The sequence below is a fragment of the Aliirhizobium wenxiniae genome, from assembly GCF_019511445.1.
Classification (GTDB): Bacteria; Pseudomonadota; Alphaproteobacteria; order Rhizobiales; family Rhizobiaceae; genus Neorhizobium; species Neorhizobium wenxiniae_A.
This window is the reverse complement of sequence record NZ_JAEUAN010000006.1, coordinates 231,404-249,359: the sequence shown is the minus strand read 5'-3', so window position 1 is coordinate 249,359 and position 17,956 is coordinate 231,404. Positions and strand designations below refer to the sequence as shown.

Below are 17,956 nucleotides of genomic sequence, written 5' to 3'. Positions count from 1 at the left end.
GCAGCGCCGCCGCCCTCGTCAGTGAGCGGGTTATAAATCCACACCCCCGAAAACGTCAACTCCCCAAGTCGCAAAAACTTCAAGAAAATGACAGGTAATTGATTTTATTAGGTTATTCGAGTTTTTGGCATAAACATCAGCAGCAGGCCAATTTACTGGCTATCTTATGGATCGAGAAAATGCCGGAACATGCAAGAGCAGCAACATCCTTGTGCCGCAAAGGAAAAACATGCCATAGCGGGGCCTCTATATAAAGTCAGACCTTGGCCCCGAGGGGCCGTTTTCGGAGCGATCATCGTGCGCGTTTTGGAAGAAGCCTTCATTGCCGAACTCCCCAATTATTACCGCGGCAAGGTGCGGGAGAATTACGATCTGGCCGGCGGCGAGCGCATCATCATCGCCACCGATCGCCTTAGCGCATTTGATCGCATCATCACCTGCATTCCCGACAAGGGCCATGTCCTGACCCAGACCGCCCGCTACTGGTTCGAGGCGACAAAGGATATCTGCCCCAACCATGTCATCGCCTATCCGGACCCGAATGTGGTCGTCGGCAAGCGCCTCGACATCCTGCCGGTCGAGATCGTCGTGCGCGGTTATCTGGCCGGCACGACCGGCACCTCGCTTCTGACCCTCTATAAGAAGGGTGAACGCAATATGTATGGATTGAGCCTGCCCGATGGCCTGAAGGACAACCAGGCGCTTCCCGAACCGGTGATCACCCCGACCAGCAAGGCTTTCGACGGCGGCCATGACGAACCGCTATCGCCCAAGGAGATTATCGACCAGAACCTGCTGACGGCAGAGCAATGGGAAACCCTATCCCGCTATGCGCTGGCGCTTTTCGCCCGCGGCCAGGAAATCGCAACCAAGCGCGGCCTCATTCTCGTCGACACCAAGTATGAATTCGGCACCGACGAAAACGGCACGATCATTCTGGCCGACGAGATTCATACGCCCGACAGCAGCCGTTACTGGATGGCCGACAGCTATGAGGAAGCCTTCCGCACCGGCGGACGGCCGAAAAGTTTCGACAAGGATTTCGTCCGGGCCTGGGTCGTCGAGCGCTGCGACCCATATAAGGACGACATCCCGGCCATTCCGGCAGAGCTGATTGCGGACACTTCCGCCGTCTACAAGAACGCCTATGAAATGATCACCGGACAGACTTTTGTACCCGACAACAGCGGCGATACAGTGCTGGAACGGATCCGCACCAACCTAACGCCCTATTTCGGAAAATAGAGCCCGACATACACTGACGAAATCACGAGGACCAAGCGTGCGAAAACCGCGCCGCAAAGCCGAAGAGACGCGTGAAGATATTTTGCGCACCGCCGATGCCCTTTTCCGCCAAAGGGGCATCGCAAAATCCTCGATAGCCGATATCGCCCAGCAACTGGGAATGTCACCGGCGAATGTATTCAAGCATTTTCACTCGAAGACGACGCTCGTCGACGCCATATGCGATCGCCACATTACCCATATGATCGGGCGTTTTGACACGCTTGACCTCGACGCCCCGCCACCGGAAAAACTCGGACTTGTCGTGCGCCGACTGATGCAGGCGCACCTGCACGACATCCGCGAAAATCCGTTCTTCCTTGAGATGATCTTTCTGGTCACGAAGACCGAACTCGAAAGCGGATTTCACTATCGGAATCTCATTGAAGGACTGTTTTTCTCGGTGATTCGCGACGGCGTCGAGGCCGGCGTCTATCATTGCACCGATTGCCGTACGGTGAGCCGCCATGTCGCAGCTTCCTTTGCCAGCATTCTCCACCCCGTGTTTCTGGTTCATGAAACCGAGGAAAATCTTGATGAACGGCTGGCGGGCATCGTCGAACTCATCAACGCTGCCCTTCAAAGTCCGCTTGCAAAGTGACGAAAATTAAATTACGTCACTTTTTCATCGTGCGGACGTGACCTTTCGCGTCTCCGCCCTAGTTCTGCCGGTATCCTGCCGGCTAATTGCCGCCTTCGCTCCGCCAAGGGCGGCAACAGAGACACCCGCCTCACCCCGCGTCTGGAAAAAATCATGGTTCTTCGCAAACTGGTGTTTTCACTCCTCCTCGCCACGGCTTTGTCCGCCTGTGGTGATCAGACCGAGCAGTCGGCCGGCACGAGCCAGCAGAAACCGGCTTCCCCGGTCAGCGTCGTCGTGATGAAGAAGACCGAGCGGCCGATCACCAACGTGCTTCCCGGCCGCGCGGTCGCCTTCCAGACCACGGAGATCCGTCCGCGCGTCAACGGCGCCATCAGCGAGATCGCCTTCAAGGAGGGCAGCGAGGTCAAGGCCGGCGAGGTTCTTTACCAGATCGATGACGATACCTACGCTGCGACCGTGGCCCAGGCACAGGCTGCGCTGCAAAAAGCCGAGGTCAGCATCCCGGCGGCCCAGGCGAACATGACCCGCTATGAGCGGCTGGTAAACAGCGGCGCAACCCAGATCGAATACGAAAATGCCAAGGTGACACTGCTGCAGGCCGAGGCCGATGTGGAATCGGCCAAGGCAGCCCTGAATGCAGCCCAGATCGATCTCGATTTCACCAAGATCCGTGCGCCATTCGACGGCGTGACCACGATTTCCACGGTGAGCATCGGCAATATCGTCACCGCCAACCAGACGACGGCGCTGACGACCCTGCGCAATCTCGATCCGATCTATATCGACCTGATCGATTCCAGCACCAACCTTCTGGAACTACGCGCCGCCGTCGCCGCCGGCCGCCTTCACGGCGATCCCCGCACGGCGGATATCAGCCTGATGCTCGAGGACGGTACCAAATACGACCGCACAGGTAAGCTCAACATGGCGGAACTCGCCGTCAGTGAAACCACCGGCACCTACCAGATCCGCGCAGTGTTCGATAATCCCGACCACATCATCCTGCCGGGCATGTATGTTCGCGCGACCGTCACGGTCGGCACCGAAAACGGCTATCTCATTCCCCAGAGAGCCGCGACGCGAAATGCCCGTGGCGAGCTTTCGGCAAAATTCGTCAGCGCAGACAACAAGGTCGAGACCCGCACCTTTACCAACAGCAAATCCTCCGGCAACAACTGGCTCGTAACTGACGGCATCGCCGATGGCGACCGCCTGATCGTCGACGGCTTCCAGTGGATCGCCGACGGCGCACCGGTTCAACCGGTCGAGGCAACGGTCAACGACCAGGGTTTCGTGGTCGAAGAACCGAAAGTCGATGAAGCAAAGCCCCAGCAGTAAGATCAGCTGACGCTCGCCCGTAAACGCGGCTCCAAAACGCGGCAAGGAAATTCGAAATGGCGCATTACTTCATTCGGCGGCCTGTCTTCGCCTGGGTCATCGCAATCGTCATCATGCTGGGTGGCGCACTCGCGATCACCACGCTGTCGATCTCGCAATATCCCGATATCGCCCCGACAACCGTGCGCATCAGCGCGACTTATAATGGTGCCAGCGCAGAGACGGTCGAAAAGTCGGTGACCAGTATCATCGAGGACGGCATGACCGGCCTTGATGACCTGACCTACATGACCTCGTCGTCTTCGACCGGCAGCGCCAGCGTCACGCTGACCTTCGGCAACTCGATCATGCCGGACATCGCCCAGGTTCAGGTGCAGAACAAGCTGCAGCTGGTACAGTCGCAGCTGCCGGATGTGGTGCAACAGCAAGGCATTTCGGTCACCCGTTCGACCTCCAGTATTCTCATGGTCGGCGCGCTTGTTTCGCAAGACGGCAAGCGCAGCTCCGTCGATCTCGGCGATATCTTTGCGACGTCGATCGAGGATCAGGTCCAGCGCCTCGAAGGTGTCGGCAGCATCAACGTTTTCGGCTCCGGTTATGCCATGCGCGTCTGGCTCGACCCGTTCAAGCTGCAGAAATACCAGCTGACCGCAGCCGACGTGACCTCGGCTATCGAGGCGCAGAATACCCAGGTTTCCGTCGGTTCGCTCGGCGCCCAGCCGGTCACCGAAGGCCAGCAGCTCACCGTCACGATGACGGCCCAGAGCCAGCTGACCACAGTTGACGAATTTGAACGTATCATTCTGAAAGTCGAGCAGGACGGCGCAACGGTTCGCCTTAGCGATGTGGCACGCGTCGAGATCGGCCAGGAATCCTATGGTGGTGCATCGCGTTCCAACACCAAGCCGGCAGCCGGTTTCGCCGTCAACCTCGCGACCGGCGCCAATGCGCTCGATACGGCAGCCCGCGTGAAGGCGGAACTGGACCGCGTCGCCGGATCGCTGCCTGACGGCGTCGAGATCACCTATCCTTACGACACGACGCCTTTCGTCAAACTGTCGATCGAAAAGGTCGTTCACACATTGATCGAAGCGATCGTTCTCGTCTTCGTTGTTCTTCTCGTCTTCCTGCAGAACCTGCGCGCCACCTTCATTCCGATGATTGCGGTGCCTGTTGTGCTCTTGGGAACATTCGGCATCCTTGCGCTGACCGGATATTCGATCAATACGCTCACCATGTTCGCCATGGTTCTGGCGATCGGCTTGCTCGTCGACGACGCGATCGTCGTCGTCGAGAATGTCGAGCGTATCATGGACGAGGAAGGTCTCTCTCCGCTCGAGGCGACCGAGAAGTCGATGCATGAAATCACAGGTGCGATCATCGGTATCGCACTCGTGCTCACCGCCGTCTTCATTCCCATGGCCTTTTTCGGCGGGTCGACGGGCATCATCTACCGGCAGTTTTCCGTCACCATTGTCTCGGCCATGCTGCTTTCGGCGGTTGTCGCCATCGTTCTGACGCCGGCGCTTTGCGCCACGATGCTGAAGCCCATCGATCACGCCAAGAAGAAGAGCGGTATCGGCGCGAAATTCAACACCGGCTTCGACAAGACGACCAACGGCTATGTCGATACGATCGGGTATCTCCTGAAGCGTCCGCTGCGCGTCATGCTGCTTTTCGCACTGATCGTCGGCGGTTGCGGCCTCCTGTTCACCCGGCTGCCCAGTTCCTTCCTTCCGCAGGAAGACCAGGGCGTGCTGATGACGATCATCCAGACGCCTGTCGGATCCACGACAGCGCGCACGGAAGAAGTGGTCAAGCAGGTAGAATCCTACTTCCTTGAAAAGGAGAAGGATAATGTCGATGCGGTCTTCGGCGCGCTCGGCTTCAGCTTCAGCGGCACCGGCCAGAACAATGCCATCGTTTTCACCAAGCTTCGCGATTTCTCGGCCCGCGAGGGCGTCGGCCAATCTGCGGCGGAAGTGCTGCAGCGTGCGCAGGGTCATTTCTTTACTCTGCGTGATGCCCAGGTCTTTGCATTGCTACCCCCGGCCATCCAGGGCCTGGGCAATTCCAGCGGCTTTTCGGCGTATCTGGTCGACAGCGGCAATAACGGTAACGCGGCGCTGACACAGGTTTCGCAGCAGCTGATCAGCGAAAGCGCGACCAACCCAATCATCAGTTCGCTCCGCAGCAACAACCAGCGCAGCGAAACCCAGTTGAAGATTCTGCTCGATCAGGAAAAGCTGGGCGCCATGGGGGTTGATCTCGCGGCCGTCAATTCGATGCTGGCGACCATCTTTGCCGGACGTGACGTCAACGACTTCACCCTCGATAACGAGTTGAAGCCGGTCTACGTGCAGGGCGACGCACCGTATCGCATGCAGCCGGACGACCTTAAATACTGGTATGCACGCAATACCGATGGCGAGATGGTGCCATTCTCCTCGTTCAGCAAGCTGGATTGGGTCAGCGGAACGCCGCAGCTCGCCCGTTATAATGGCACAAGCGCCATGTCTCTCGAAGGTTCGACCCAGCCGGGCGTCAGCACCGGCGAGGCAATGAACGAGCTTGAAAGGTTGGTATCGGAACTGCCGGGAGGCTATACGGTCGCATGGCAGGGCATTTCCTATCAGGAACGCCTGTCCGGTTCCCAGGCGCCGATGCTCTACGCGCTGTCGGTGCTGATCGTCTTCCTTTGCCTTGCAGCACTTTATGAAAGCTGGTCGATCCCCTTCTCGGTCATCCTTGCGGTACCGATCGGTGTTCTCGGCGCTCTGGCCGCAGCCTATCTGCTCAGCCAGTCCAACGATGTCTATTTCAAGGTGGGACTGCTGACGACGATAGGTCTTGCGGCGAAGAACGCGATCCTGATCGTCGAATTCGCCAAGGACCGGCAGGCGACCGGCATGGGCCTGATCGAAGCGACGCTGGAGGCAGCAAGGCTGCGTCTTCGCCCGATCATCATGACTTCGCTCGCCTTCATCCTCGGTGTCGTACCACTGGCGATTGCGACGGGTGCGGGCTCTGCTGCACAGAATGCAATCGGTATTGGCGTGCTGGGTGGTATGCTTTCTGCAACACTCCTCGGAATTTTCTTCGTTCCGACGTTTTTTGTTGTCGTCAGGCAGTTATCAAAACGTGAAAAACAGGCGACAACTACATAAATCCGTTTACCAGTTGGTGGCATTCTGTCACCGATTCGGATTACGGTCGCCAATTCAATGATGTCGGCCCCGACACTCGCGGGCTTGTAAGTAAGGGCTTTGGGACAAAAATATGATTTCCACTCGCGCAGCCGCCCCCCTCGTATTGCTACTGCTGTCCAGCTGCACACTTGGTCCTGACCATACTGCACCGCAGATTTCGCTTCCGGCAAAGTTCGCCGAAGGATCTGTGACGAGCAATGGTGACGTCGCCAAGAATGCCTGGTGGACGGCCTTCTCCGACACCCGCCTGAACGGTTATGTCAACCAGGGTCTCTCGCAGAACCTCGACGTCCTGCAGGCGCTGGAACGTATCAATCAGGCACAGGCAGCCGTCATCAGCGCCGGTGCTGGCGGACTTCCATCGCTCGATCTGAGCGCACAAGCTGGCCGCAGCGGTGCAAATCGCCTCGGCGGCAGCCCTAGCGCGACTTCTCTTGTCGAACAGAATTCCGCTTCCGGTGGCCCGACCGCCTCCTGGTTTCTTGATCTCTTCGGTCTCTACGCCCGCTCCAGGGAAGCTGCGCTGGCGGATCTCGACGCCAGCTATGCAAGCGTCGACGTTGCCCGCCTGACGCTTCTGTCCGCCGTGGCCGGCGCTTACATCGATGTTCGTTTCTATCAGGAGCGTATCGCGCTGACCCGCGCGAACCTTCAATCGCGCCGCGAGACACTGAACCTCACCAAGCTTCAGCTTGAAGCAGGTGCTGCATCGCGACTGGACGTCGTACAGGCTGAAGGTCTGGTCAACTCGACGCTGTCGACCCTGCCGGGCCTTGAGACCCAGTTCCGCCAGGCAGCACATCGCATCGCAACCCTGCTCGGCCTGCCGGCTTCTTCGCTGATCGCCGACCTGCAGCGCGGCGCACGCCAGCCGGTTGCCCGCTTTAGTCCGAAATCTGGCGTCCCGGCAGACCTGATCCGCAACCGTCCTGACGTTCGCGCCGCCGAGCGTCAGCTTGCAGCAGCAACGGCTCGTATCGGCGTCGCAGAAGCTCAGCTTTACCCGTCGATCTCGCTTGGCGGATCGATCACGCCGTCCTACACCAAGGCACTGGGTAACGAATCGGGCATTCTGTCCTGGTCCTTCGGCCCATCGCTTTCGCTGCCGATCTTCGATGGCGGCGCTCTGAAGGCAAACGTCAAGTCGAACGAATCGGCTGCACGCGAAGCCTATCTCTCCTGGAAGCAGACGGTTCTCGGCGCAGTCGAAGAGGTCGAAAACGCGCTGGCCGCGGTTTCCCGCGATGGCCGCACCGTTGCAGCTCTGCGCGCAACCGTAAAATCCTACCAGGAAGCTCTGGAACTGGCGACCGCCAGCTACCGCGACGGCGCATCCTCGCTTCTCGACGTTCTCGACGCACAGCGTCAGGTCTCCGACTCGCAGGCAAACCTTGCAGCAGCCGTTCAGCAGATGGCGCAGAACTACGTCTCGCTCAACGTCGCAATCGGCGGCGGTTACGCAGTCGGCTCCACGGCCAAGACGGAAGTTGCCTCCGCCAAGGTTGTCAAGGACTGAGACTGACTTCGAGGCCGGTTCGCCGGCCTCTATTGCTTCTTTGTACGGCACAACAAAAAACCTCCGCAGCGCAAGCTTCGGAGGTTTTTTAATGCCGTTCTGAAAGCCGGGGACGATGCCCCGGCGAATTTCTTAGTTCTTGGCGCGCTCGACGTAGGAATTGTCTTCCGTGGCGATGACGACGCGGGTGCCGGCATCGATATGCGGCGGAACGGCGGTGCGGATACCGTTGGACAGCATGGCCGGCTTGTAGGAAGAAGACGCCGTCTGGCCCTTGACGACCGGTTCGGTTTCGGTGATTTCCAGAATAACGTGACGCGGCAGCTGCAGGGCAAGCGCCACGCCTTCATGCATCGACAGAATGCAGACCATGCCTTCCTGCAGATAGGCCTTCTGGTCGCCCATCGTGTCGACGTCTACGACGACCTGGTCGTAGTTTTCCGGGTTCATGAAGTGGAAGCCTTCGCCATCTTCATAGAGGAACTGGTGGTTGACGTCCTCGACGAAGGCGCGCTCGACCTGTTCCGTCGTGCGCCACCGCTCCGACACCTTAACACCATCGACGATACGGCGCATGTTCACCTGGGTGACAGGTGTGCCCTTGCCGGGATGGAAATTTTCGGCAGTGAGAACGACATAGAGCTTGCCGTCGACATCGATGACGTTGCCCTTGCGGACGGAAGAGGCGATGACCTTGACCATAAGAGTTCCTTGTAACTCGACCGGCCACGTCGTAGATGACTGGCGAAACGGCCGTAGAGATGCTTTTCAGGTTTCCTTGCCGGCGCAACTAACGCAAAATCCGCCAAATAGCCAGCCCCGGCTTTGGTCGACACGGCGAAGAAAGCTCATCCCATGAACCGCCCAGGCATTTCAACATCCCCCTGGTGGACAAAAACAGCACATGCCGATCGGCGGCCTTTCCTTCTCGGCCGCAACAAGGTGCAGGCAGCGTTGAGGTCATTCTTCCTGTCCCGTGACTTCATCGAGGTCGATACGGCCACGCTGCAGATATCGCCCGGTAACGAGACGCATCTTCATGCCTTTGCAACCGAAGCGCTGACCATCGACGGTCAGGCGGCTCCGCTTTACCTGCACACCTCGCCGGAATTCGCCGCCAAGAAACTGCTCTCGGCCGGTGAGACGCACATCTTCACTTTCGCGCATGTCTATCGCAACCGCGAGCGCGGGCCTTTGCACCATCCCGAATTCACCATGATGGAATGGTATCGAGCCGGCGAAAACTACGAGCAACTGATGGCCGATTGTGCCGACATGCTGAAGCTTGCGGCCGAGACGACCGGCACGACACGCTTTTCCTTCCGCGGCGTCGAGTGCGACCCGTTCGCCAAGCCGGAGCAACTGACGTTGGCCGAAGCCTTCGACCGGTTTGCCGGCATCGACCTTCTGTCTTCGGTCGCCGCATCCGGTGAGACCGATCGCGATCATCTCGCTGCATCAGTGCGCAACGCTGCAATGCGCGTGGCCGAAGACGACACCTGGGCAGATCTGTTCAGCAAGGTTCTGGTCGAGAAAATCGAGCCGCATCTGGGCAAGGACCGCGCGACGATCCTGTGCGAGTATCCCGTTTGCGAGGCGGCTCTTGCCCGACCTTCGGCCCGCGATCCGCGCGTGGCGGAGCGCTTCGAGCTTTATGCCTGCGGCGTGGAACTGGCCAATGCCTTTGGCGAGCTGACCGACGCCGGCGAACAGCGCCGCCGTTTCGAACACGAGATGGCGGAGAAGGCCCGCATCTATGGCGAAGCTTACCCGATCGACGAGGATTTTCTCGCCGCCTTGTCAGTGATGCCGGAGGCGAGCGGTGCGGCTCTCGGCTTCGACCGGCTGGCCATGCTGGCGACCGGCGCGACGCGCATCGAGCAGGTCTTGTGGGCACCGGTGGCGGAGGTGCATTCTTGAGTGCTGCCCGTTCATTAAAGACGCCGGACGAGTTGCAGGCTGCCGGGCTTGTTGCGCCCGAGCAGCTTGAGGCGATCCGCTCCGTCGCCGAGCATTATGCGATCGCGATCACGCCGACTGTGGTGTCGTTGATCGACCGCACGGATTCTGCCGATCCGATCGCGCGGCAATTCGTGCCGGATGCCGCCGAACTGGTCACGACGCCGGAAGAACGGGAAGATCCGATCGGCGATGCGGCGCACAGCCCGGTCAAGGGCATCGTCCATCGTTATCCCGACCGCGTTCTGCTGAAGGCCGTACATATCTGCCCGGTCTACTGCCGTTTCTGTTTTCGCCGCGAGATGGTCGGTCCGCAAGGCGACGGCACCCTGGCATCCGACGAGCTGGCGACAGCCCTTGCCTATATCCGCGACCATTCCGAAATCTGGGAAGTCATCCTGACAGGCGGCGATCCGCTGGTTCTGTCTCCGCGCCGGCTGGCCGAGATCATGCGCGGGCTTGCTGCCATCGAGCATGTGAAGATCATCCGCTTCCATACGCGTGTGCCGGTGGTCGAACCGGACCGGATCAATGAGGCGCTGATTGCGGCGCTGAAGGAAAGTGGCAAGACCATCTATGTAGCACTTCACGCCAACCACCCGCGCGAGATGACGGTTGACGCCCGCACCGCATCGGCACGGCTCATCGATGCCGGGTTTGCGATGGTGAGCCAGACCGTGCTGCTGAAGGGGATCAATGATGATCCGGCAGTGCTCGGCGACCTGATGAAGGCGTTCGTCGAGACACGGATCAAGCCTTATTATCTCCACCATCCCGACCTTGCGCCGGGCACCGGCCATTTCCGCATGGATATCGAGGAGGGTCAGCGAATCGTCTCTGCCCTGCGCGGCAACATTTCCGGCCTTTGCCAGCCGACCTATGTGCTGGATATTCCCGGCGGCCACGGCAAGGCAGTGATCGGCGAAAGTGCGGTGCGTGGTGAAGGCGGCTGTTATTCGGTCAGCGATTTCCGTGGCGGAGAGCATCGGTATCCGCCGGAATGAGATTCGCCACCGCTGCCTCTGATCCGCCTGCCGAGACACGATAGCAACAACCAAACACACGCATTCGCCGCCCTCACCCGCCACACGTCTTTCTCTCGGCGAAATAGCTCTGCAGCGTCTGCATCTGCGGACGGTCGCCGCTGTCGGTTGGCTGGATGTTGAGCGGTTCGGACGGTTTCCACCAGTCGCCGGCGGCCCAATAGGACCAGCCGAGCCAGACGTCCGGCCGGCTTTCGACGGCAGCCACCATATCCTTCAATGCCTGCTGGCAGACCGGCATGGTGGAGACGGCAAATTCGCCGAGAAACCCGCGGCGACCCTGGGTGGCGAGCCAGTCTCCCATATCGGTGATGGCCTTCACCGCATCGGCTGCCCGCGTGCATTCCTCGTTCTTGCCGGAAAAATCGACATCCAGATACTGATGGACTTCATAGGCATAATTGTTTGCGGGATCAGCAATCCCCGTCATCACGGCCGCGTTCGGTGTGCCGTAGTCGCCGGCTGACCAGCTATGTGCGCCCGTCCACGACGTGCCGGGCACCAGGATCAGGTTATCGGCACCGGTTTGCCGGATGGCAGCAATTGCGCCATTTGCTGCCGAGAGCCAATCTTCGGCCGAGATGCCGTAAGGCTCGTTCATCAAGCCGAACAGGATATCGTCCTGGCTAGCAAATGTCGTTGCCAGCCGCCGCCAGAAATCCGCAAAGGCGCTTTGCGGCACGCCGTCCGAGCCGATCAACTGGTCTTCATAACGAGCATAATTGTGCGGATCGAGAACCACCTGCATGCCGGCGGAACGAATGGCCTTTACTGTTGCGCGCAACCGCCTCAATTCGGCAGCGTTGAATTTGTCGTAGAGTTTTGGCTGCAGCCGTTCCCAGCGAAAGGGAAGCCGCACGCTGGTAAACCCCTTTTCCTTGAAATAGGCGATCGTCTTTTCTGACGGATAGATGTACCCCGTCCCGTACTCCTGACCGAGACTGCCGAATTCTGCGCCTGCGAGATTGATGCCTCTGATACATTCGGCCGATTGTGCTGATCCGGCAGCGACCGCGACGCAGGAAAGGGCGACTGCGAGCCGCCGAGCGAAAGCTTTGTATCCTGCGTGTCTCTTCACACGTCTTCTCCCGTATCGCGCGGTAGCCTCGCACCAGCAAATTATGAAATCGCTAATGGTCATGGCAAAGCATTCATACCCTCTGACGGCGGTGTTGCGCCCGCGAAAGACGCAACGGGGACGGAATTTTGCACCGCCGCGCCTAATGTGACGCGATAGAGCATGATGACAAGCGTCATCGGCTCAAGAAAAGTGGCAACCGGACAACCCGCGCAGTTTCAATCGGCTGTCATCACGTATAGGTCATTGCGCAAAGCGCAGTGCAGGGAGACGACGAATAATGAAGAGCTACGTCCTGACGGTATCGTGCCAATCCACCCGGGGCATCGTCGCCGCGATATCCGGTTTCCTTGCCGACAAGGGCTGCAACATCATCGATAGTTCGCAGTTCGACGATCTGGATACCGGCAAGTTCTTCATGCGGGTCAGCTTCATTTCCGAACAGGGCGCCGAACGCGATGCTCTGCTTTCGGGATTCGCGCCGGTCGCGGAAAAATTCGGCATGGATTGGGATGTGTTCGATTCAGCGGAACGGATGAAGGTCCTGCTGATGGTCTCCCGTTTCGGCCATTGCCTCAACGACCTCCTCTATCGCTGGAAGATCGGCGCATTGCCGATCGATATCGTCGGCGTCGTTTCCAATCACTTCGATTACCAGAAACTGGTGGTCAACAACGACATTCCCTTTCACCACATCAAGGTGACGAAGGAGAACAAGCCGCAGGCCGAAGCGCAGCTGATGGAAGTCGTCGAGACAAGCGGCACCGAGCTTGTGGTTCTGGCGCGCTACATGCAGGTTCTGTCCGACCAGCTCTGCGCAAAAATGTCGGGCAGGATCATCAACATCCACCACTCCTTCCTGCCGAGCTTCAAGGGCGCCAACCCGTACAAACAGGCCTATCAGCGTGGCGTGAAGCTGATCGGCGCGACGGCGCATTATGTCACGGCCGATCTCGACGAAGGCCCGATCATCGAGCAGGACACGGTGCGCGTCACCCATGCGCAATCGCCGGATGACTATGTTTCGCTTGGCCGCGACGTCGAAAGTCAGGTGCTTGCACGCGCCATCCACGCGCATATCCACCACCGGACATTCATCAACGGCAACCGCACCGTGGTCTTCCCGCCAAGCCCGGGGTCCTACGCATCCGAGCGCATGGGCTAAATCGGCCAAGTAAAGGCCGAAAAGCCCTATGGACGCGGCGTTTGCCTGCGCTATCCTCACGTCAAGGTTTTACCGGAGAGTGAGAATGCCAGGCGACGAAACGTCCGAAGTACTCGATACCCCCGTCATTGCCGCCGACCAGACCGACGACGTGCCGCTGGACACGATCGAAGCGGTGCTGCGCGACCATTGGGGGCTTTCCGGACAGGTCTTTCCGGTGGAGGAAAATCAGGGCCTGGGATATCTGGTCGACAACGGCCACCTCCGGTATTTCCTCGATATCCGGGAAAAAGACGACGAGCAGGCCTTGCGGGTGGAGCACGAGATCATGCGCCACATCACCCGCAGCCCCGATGGCCCGCAAGTGCCCGAAGCGGTCGCCGCCAAGGACGGGGCGGACGTGCTTGACGCTGAGATCGGCGGCAGGGAGCGTGTTCTTCGGCTGCTGACGGTTCTCGACGGTGACCCCATACCCGAAGACCGGGACGTAACGGAGGAAACTGCAGCAGCGCTCGGCGCCTTGCTTGCAAGCCTGGTGAAGAGCCTCGAGGATTTCGACCCCGATATCTGGAAAGGCGAACACGAGGACGAATTGCGCAAGGCGGGGCCGCGCACGGTATCGCTGCTTTCCACGGTTACCGACCAGGAGGCGCGCGACATGATTGCCCGCGCCATGGTGTCCGCCCTGCGCCGCATTCATCCGCTGACTGCGAAATTTCGCATCGGACTTGTCATCCCGGATATTGAGGCCGGAGATCTGGTCGGTGAAACAGATGACGCGGACTGGCATCCGACCGGGATCACCAATCTGAGCGGCCTGACGCGAAGCTGGTACGTATCGGCGCTGGCCAAGACCTGCGCCCGCATCCTCATCAGCCAGGCAGGTGAGCCGGCATCGATCCTGCCCGCCGTTACCGGCTATCATTCGGTCGACCCGCTGAATGAAGGCGAACTCGAAGCGCTCTGGCCGCTCGTCATCGCCGACATCGCATTTTCGGCTGCCCTGGCGGAAAACACCCATGCTCAGACACCGGACGACGAGATGGCCGCACGGGAAGCCGGAGAACGTCGCCAGATCCTGATCAATGCCTCGACGGTGACCGCCGAATATATGCATACCGCCATTCTGGAAGCCTGCAGGATAGAGCCGGAGCCGCTCGCTCTCGGCCCGCTTCTGCCGGATCTTCAAGTGGAAAACATAAGGCTCGTCGACCTGAGCCCCTCAAGTCCGCTTTTTCACAGCGGCAACTGGACCGATCCCGATTGCGACTGGAGGCTTCTGGCCCGCACCGCCTGGGAAACCGGCATGGGCAGCACCCGTTACGGCGAATATCGCTTGTCGAGAAGCAAGCCGTACGCAGGCCGAAGTGAACCGCAGAACGTCGCTCTTCATGTGGATATCTGCCTGCCGACGGGAACGACCCTCGTCGCCCCCTTCAGCGGCACGGTGGTGCATCTGTCTCCGCAACTGTCGCTGCGTGGCGAGACCGTGACGCTTCTTGTCGAAGGCATGGAAACGGCGGTGACGGAAGGAATGGAAATTCAGGCGGGCGACCAGCTCGGCACGGTGGCCGGTGCCGCCGGAGCGGTCGGCGGACTGCGCCTGCGGCTATCGCGGGATCCGGACAGCGACCCGCCCTTGTTCTGTCGGCCATCAGAAGCTTCCATATGGCAGCGCCTGGCCCCCTCGCCCTCTGCGTTTCTGGGGATGGACTGCGATGCTCCCCCCGTCATTTCCGGTCGGGAAGTCCGGGCGTGGCGTGACGTGGTTTATGACGAGACGGGCTCGGCCCTACTGGATTTCAGCGGCAAGGCACCGGTGATCGGCCACGGAAACCCATCCATCGCAGCCGCCGGTTACCAGCAGCATCTGCGGCTGACGACGGCCCATGACGGAAGTGCCGAAGCGGAAGCCTTGCGGCAGGCGCTGGTGGAGATCGCACCGGCCGGCTTCACCGATGTCGTTCTGTTCGAAGATCGGCGGGCCGCAATGGAGGCGATGGAGGAAATCGCCAGAGCCAGGGAGACGACGGAAGAAAGGGCTGTGATCGCCGCTTATCAGGAAAACAGCGGACCGGATGAAATCGACGAACCGCAGGACGAGGCGGAAATTGCCTATGCCGAGGTAAGCGACCGAACGGAGCGGGAGGATGGCGCCTTGCCCCTTATCTTCGAACCGCTTCCAGGCATTGCAGACCTGAACGAGCAGGTGGCGAAAGCGCAGGAAGAGCGAAGGCTCGTCATCGCGGACGAAACACGCACTGGCTACGGCCGTATGGGCACAAGCCTCTGGAGTATCGAGGGCGGCACCTTGGCGGCGGACTTTCTGCTGGCAGGCAGTTGCGACGGCGGCAGGCTAAGTGTCGTCTTTTGCAGGGAGGACCTTGCGGAAAACCTTGCACCGCTCGCAGAACCGGTTTCCCCGGTCGATGCCGCCACGGCGCTGGCGGCGCTAACAATCCTGCGTGACGAGAACCTGGCTGCCAATGCGGCGGCCATGGGCGAGGTTCTGGAAAAGGGCCTACGGCAACTAGCCAGAGAAAGTCATCGCATAGCAGCGGTGGAGGGCCATGGATTATGGTGGCAGATACAACCGAAAGACGATGACGTTGAAATTTGGGATGCTCTCGACGGCCATATCCTGCATGAGGCCGATCACACAGGAAGGCTGATCCTTGCCCCGCCGCTTTGCGTCAGTGAGGAGGGCATCAACCTGTGCCTCGATCTTCTTCGCAATGTCGTGGCGCTACCGCCGGAATAGAATTTAACTCGAGCCTGACCCTTGTCTGGCAAGCGCAGCTACCTAAATTAGGCTAGCTGGGAAGACCGGCGGCATTGCGAACGTAATTTCACAATATCGCCTTTCTCCTGTCATCATGCAGAAAAATATTCTGTCTAAATTGGATTTCGTTGATCATCCGACGCGTTTCAGCTAGAGTGATTGGTGGTCAGAAAATCGATTCTGACGTTATCGCGCAACCGTTCGAGAAGGAGAGTGACATGTCTGAGACTACACGCGTCATCGCCTTTGATCGGCATGCGCTCGATGTGAATAGCACGGATCGCTGCTCCCTTCCGTGCTGTCGAATGTAACGCTTCCGGTTCAATTCGTTCCTGAAATTATCATTCGTTTTGCGCTGCATGCTCTGCAGCCAATACGGGAGTCTACCCATGCAGAAGCAAGTCATCAAATTCGCCGGCGAGCCCGTCGGCATCGTCATCCCGGATGAAGACCGTTTGAAATTCATCGCGGTGAAGTTCCACGTCATCGACCTCGACGAACAGCGTTTCGATTCGGCCGACGATGTGCGTCTGGCGATCAGCAAACTGGTCGCATCGAGAAATTCGGCACCGGTCGCGCACGTTTAAGCGTGACGTCCCGATCCCAGACGCAGAAAAGCCGCCCTCGAGGCGGCTTTTGTTTTGGTCGTCTATCGATGAATTCCGGCTCAGAAGGCCGTGAACGTGATCGTTGTCAGAGACCGCTCGATGCCTGGAATGCAGGCGATCTTTTCGTTGACGAAACGGCCGATCTCGGCCTCGTCGCTGATATAGACCTTGAGCAACAAATCCCATTCGCCGCTGGTGGAATAAAGCTCGGAGACCAGTTCCGTCTTGTAGATGGCATCGGCAACCTCATAGGTCTTGCCGGGCTTGCAACGGAGCTGCAGGAAGATTGGTTTCATGGGGATCGCCTGCCTTATGGACTGACTGATGGAGCGGCTGTTGGCGCCGCGAAAAATCTATGACCGACTATTGGCCGATGCGCGAAGCCGGCGCAAGCATATCCGACCGGATCTCTTCGGCGATCCAGTCACGAAAAGCGGCAAGCGGCGGATAATTCGCCCGGTCGGGCAGATAGGCGAGATAATATTGGCCTGTCGGCATCGGTTCCGCATCGGCGGCAGGCACAAGCTGGCCCTCCTCGAGTTCCCGCTCGATCAGGAAACGGGGCAGGAGTGCCGCGCCCAAGCCCGATCGCGCCGCCTCGACCATGGTGGTGAACTGGTCAAACAGCATGCCATGCACCGTATCGAACGGGACATCGTTTTGGCGCAGCCACAGCTCCCACGCATCCGGCCGGGTGCTCAGATGCAGAAGCGGCGCTTTCAGCAGATCTCCCGGGGCTGCCAGGTCATGCCGCCTGCGGAATTCGGGGCTGCAGGCCGCCACCGTCTGCTCGTCCATCAGGAAACTCAGCGCCGCCCCCGGCCAGCGCGCCTGACCGAAATGGATCGCGGCATCGAGCGTATCGAAGCGGAAATCGAACGGCTCCAGCCGGGTGATCAGGTTGACCACCATGCCGGGATGCTGATCGAGAAACTTTCCGATCCGCGGGGTCAGCCAGCGCGTGCCGAAAAACGGCAGGATGGCAAGGTTGAGCGTGCCGCCCGCCGGATTGGCCCGAAGGTTCAGCGAAGCGTTGGAGATGCGCCGCAAGGCCTCGCGGACTTCACGCGCATAGGCGTCACCCGCAAGGGTCAGCCTGATCGTCTGCCGCTCGCGCAGGAAAAGCGTCACACCGAGCTGCTTTTCGAGCGCCGAGATCTGTCGGCTGACGGCGCTCTGGGTGAGGCCGAGCTCGTTTGCGGCAGCCGTGACGCTTCCGGTACGGGCCGCCGCCTCAAAGGCGGAGAGCAATGAGAATGACGGAAGGAAGCGTCTGGGCGGAAGCATGTCATTCCTCCAGTGAATGACCTGATGATTTTATGTCGATATTCACCGCGAAATCGCCTCTGTAAAGTCGAGAAAACGATAAA

15 protein-coding genes are annotated in these 17,956 nt (G+C 59.5%); 10 read left to right on the top strand and 5 right to left on the bottom strand.

The genetic code is table 11. The features are described 5' to 3' along the window. Positions 1-297 precede the first annotated feature (297 nt). A complete protein-coding gene (locus JNB91_RS10380) occupies positions 298-1,245 on the top strand; it encodes a phosphoribosylaminoimidazolesuccinocarboxamide synthase (protein WP_220325429.1) in 948 nt (315 codons plus the stop codon). A gap of 22 nt (positions 1,246-1,267) precedes the next feature. On the opposite strand, the gene JNB91_RS31405 is transcribed toward JNB91_RS10380, so the two are convergent. Then, positions 1,268-1,399: a hypothetical protein gene (locus JNB91_RS31405; RefSeq protein ID WP_346269303.1), complete on the bottom strand. Its 132-nt coding sequence runs from the start codon at positions 1,397-1,399 to the stop codon at positions 1,268-1,270. On the opposite strand from JNB91_RS31405, the gene JNB91_RS10375 reads away from it, so the two are divergent. The 4 genes from JNB91_RS10375 (at position 1,364) to JNB91_RS10360 (ending at position 7,951) form a co-directional block, all read left to right on the top strand. After that, positions 1,364-1,885: a TetR family transcriptional regulator gene (locus tag JNB91_RS10375; RefSeq protein WP_346269302.1), complete on the top strand. Its 522-nt coding sequence runs from the start codon at positions 1,364-1,366 to the stop codon at positions 1,883-1,885. The two genes, JNB91_RS31405 and JNB91_RS10375, sit on opposite strands and share 36 nt — an antisense overlap. 153 nt (positions 1,886-2,038) lie before the next feature. Next, on the top strand, positions 2,039-3,226 hold the full coding sequence (locus JNB91_RS10370) for an efflux RND transporter periplasmic adaptor subunit (protein WP_220325427.1): 1,188 nt from the start codon (positions 2,039-2,041) through the stop codon (positions 3,224-3,226). Positions 3,227-3,282: 56 nt separating this feature from the next. Beyond that, positions 3,283-6,393 (top strand): efflux RND transporter permease subunit, encoded by a 3,111-nt coding sequence (locus tag JNB91_RS10365; RefSeq protein ID WP_220325426.1) that lies wholly within the window; start codon positions 3,283-3,285, stop codon positions 6,391-6,393. A 112-nt stretch (positions 6,394-6,505) separates the two neighbouring features. Then, complete coding sequence (locus JNB91_RS10360; RefSeq protein WP_220325425.1) at positions 6,506-7,951, top strand: efflux transporter outer membrane subunit; 1,446 nt, start codon at positions 6,506-6,508, stop codon at positions 7,949-7,951. Between the two features lie 132 nt (positions 7,952-8,083). Here the strand turns inward: JNB91_RS10360 and efp are convergent, their stop codons facing one another. Continuing rightward, positions 8,084-8,653: an elongation factor P gene (efp, locus tag JNB91_RS10355; RefSeq protein ID WP_220325424.1), complete on the bottom strand. Its 570-nt coding sequence runs from the start codon at positions 8,651-8,653 to the stop codon at positions 8,084-8,086. A 153-nt stretch (positions 8,654-8,806) separates the two neighbouring features. Between efp and epmA the strand changes: the two genes are divergently transcribed. Both epmA and JNB91_RS10345 read left to right on the top strand, forming a co-directional pair. Continuing rightward, positions 8,807-9,871: an EF-P lysine aminoacylase EpmA gene (gene epmA / locus JNB91_RS10350; protein WP_220325423.1), complete on the top strand. Its 1,065-nt coding sequence runs from the start codon at positions 8,807-8,809 to the stop codon at positions 9,869-9,871. Next, entirely contained in the window at positions 9,868-10,914 is a 1,047-nt protein-coding gene (locus JNB91_RS10345) for a lysine-2,3-aminomutase-like protein (RefSeq protein WP_220325422.1), read from the top strand. The genes epmA and JNB91_RS10345 overlap by 4 nt, the downstream gene beginning before the upstream one ends. A 73-nt stretch (positions 10,915-10,987) precedes the next feature. On the opposite strand, the gene JNB91_RS10340 is transcribed toward JNB91_RS10345, so the two are convergent. Beyond that, entirely contained in the window at positions 10,988-12,031 is a 1,044-nt protein-coding gene (locus JNB91_RS10340) for a glycoside hydrolase family 5 protein (RefSeq protein WP_346269299.1), read from the bottom strand. Positions 12,032-12,311: 280 nt separating this feature from the next. On the opposite strand from JNB91_RS10340, the gene purU reads away from it, so the two are divergent. The 3 genes from purU to JNB91_RS10325 all read left to right on the top strand — a co-directional run bounded on the left by purU (position 12,312) and on the right by JNB91_RS10325 (position 16,565). After that, on the top strand, positions 12,312-13,196 hold the full coding sequence (gene purU / locus JNB91_RS10335; protein WP_220325420.1) for a formyltetrahydrofolate deformylase: 885 nt from the start codon (positions 12,312-12,314) through the stop codon (positions 13,194-13,196). 85 nt (positions 13,197-13,281) lie between these two features. Beyond that, positions 13,282-15,957, top strand: coding sequence for an aminotransferase class III-fold pyridoxal phosphate-dependent enzyme (locus tag JNB91_RS10330; RefSeq protein ID WP_220325419.1), 2,676 nt, complete (start codon positions 13,282-13,284; stop codon positions 15,955-15,957). Positions 15,958-16,367: 410 nt separating this feature from the next. Further along, entirely contained in the window at positions 16,368-16,565 is a 198-nt protein-coding gene (locus tag JNB91_RS10325; RefSeq protein WP_148143694.1) for a hypothetical protein, read from the top strand. Positions 16,566-16,645: 80 nt separating this feature from the next. On the opposite strand, the gene JNB91_RS10320 is transcribed toward JNB91_RS10325, so the two are convergent. Together JNB91_RS10320 and JNB91_RS10315 are read right to left on the bottom strand one after the other, a co-directional pair. Continuing rightward, positions 16,646-16,882: an Lrp/AsnC ligand binding domain-containing protein gene (locus JNB91_RS10320; RefSeq protein ID WP_112458652.1), complete on the bottom strand. Its 237-nt coding sequence runs from the start codon at positions 16,880-16,882 to the stop codon at positions 16,646-16,648. A gap of 67 nt (positions 16,883-16,949) precedes the next feature. After that, on the bottom strand, positions 16,950-17,873 hold the full coding sequence (locus JNB91_RS10315) for a LysR family transcriptional regulator (RefSeq protein ID WP_220325418.1): 924 nt from the start codon (positions 17,871-17,873) through the stop codon (positions 16,950-16,952). Between the last annotated feature and the right edge of the window lie 83 nt (positions 17,874-17,956).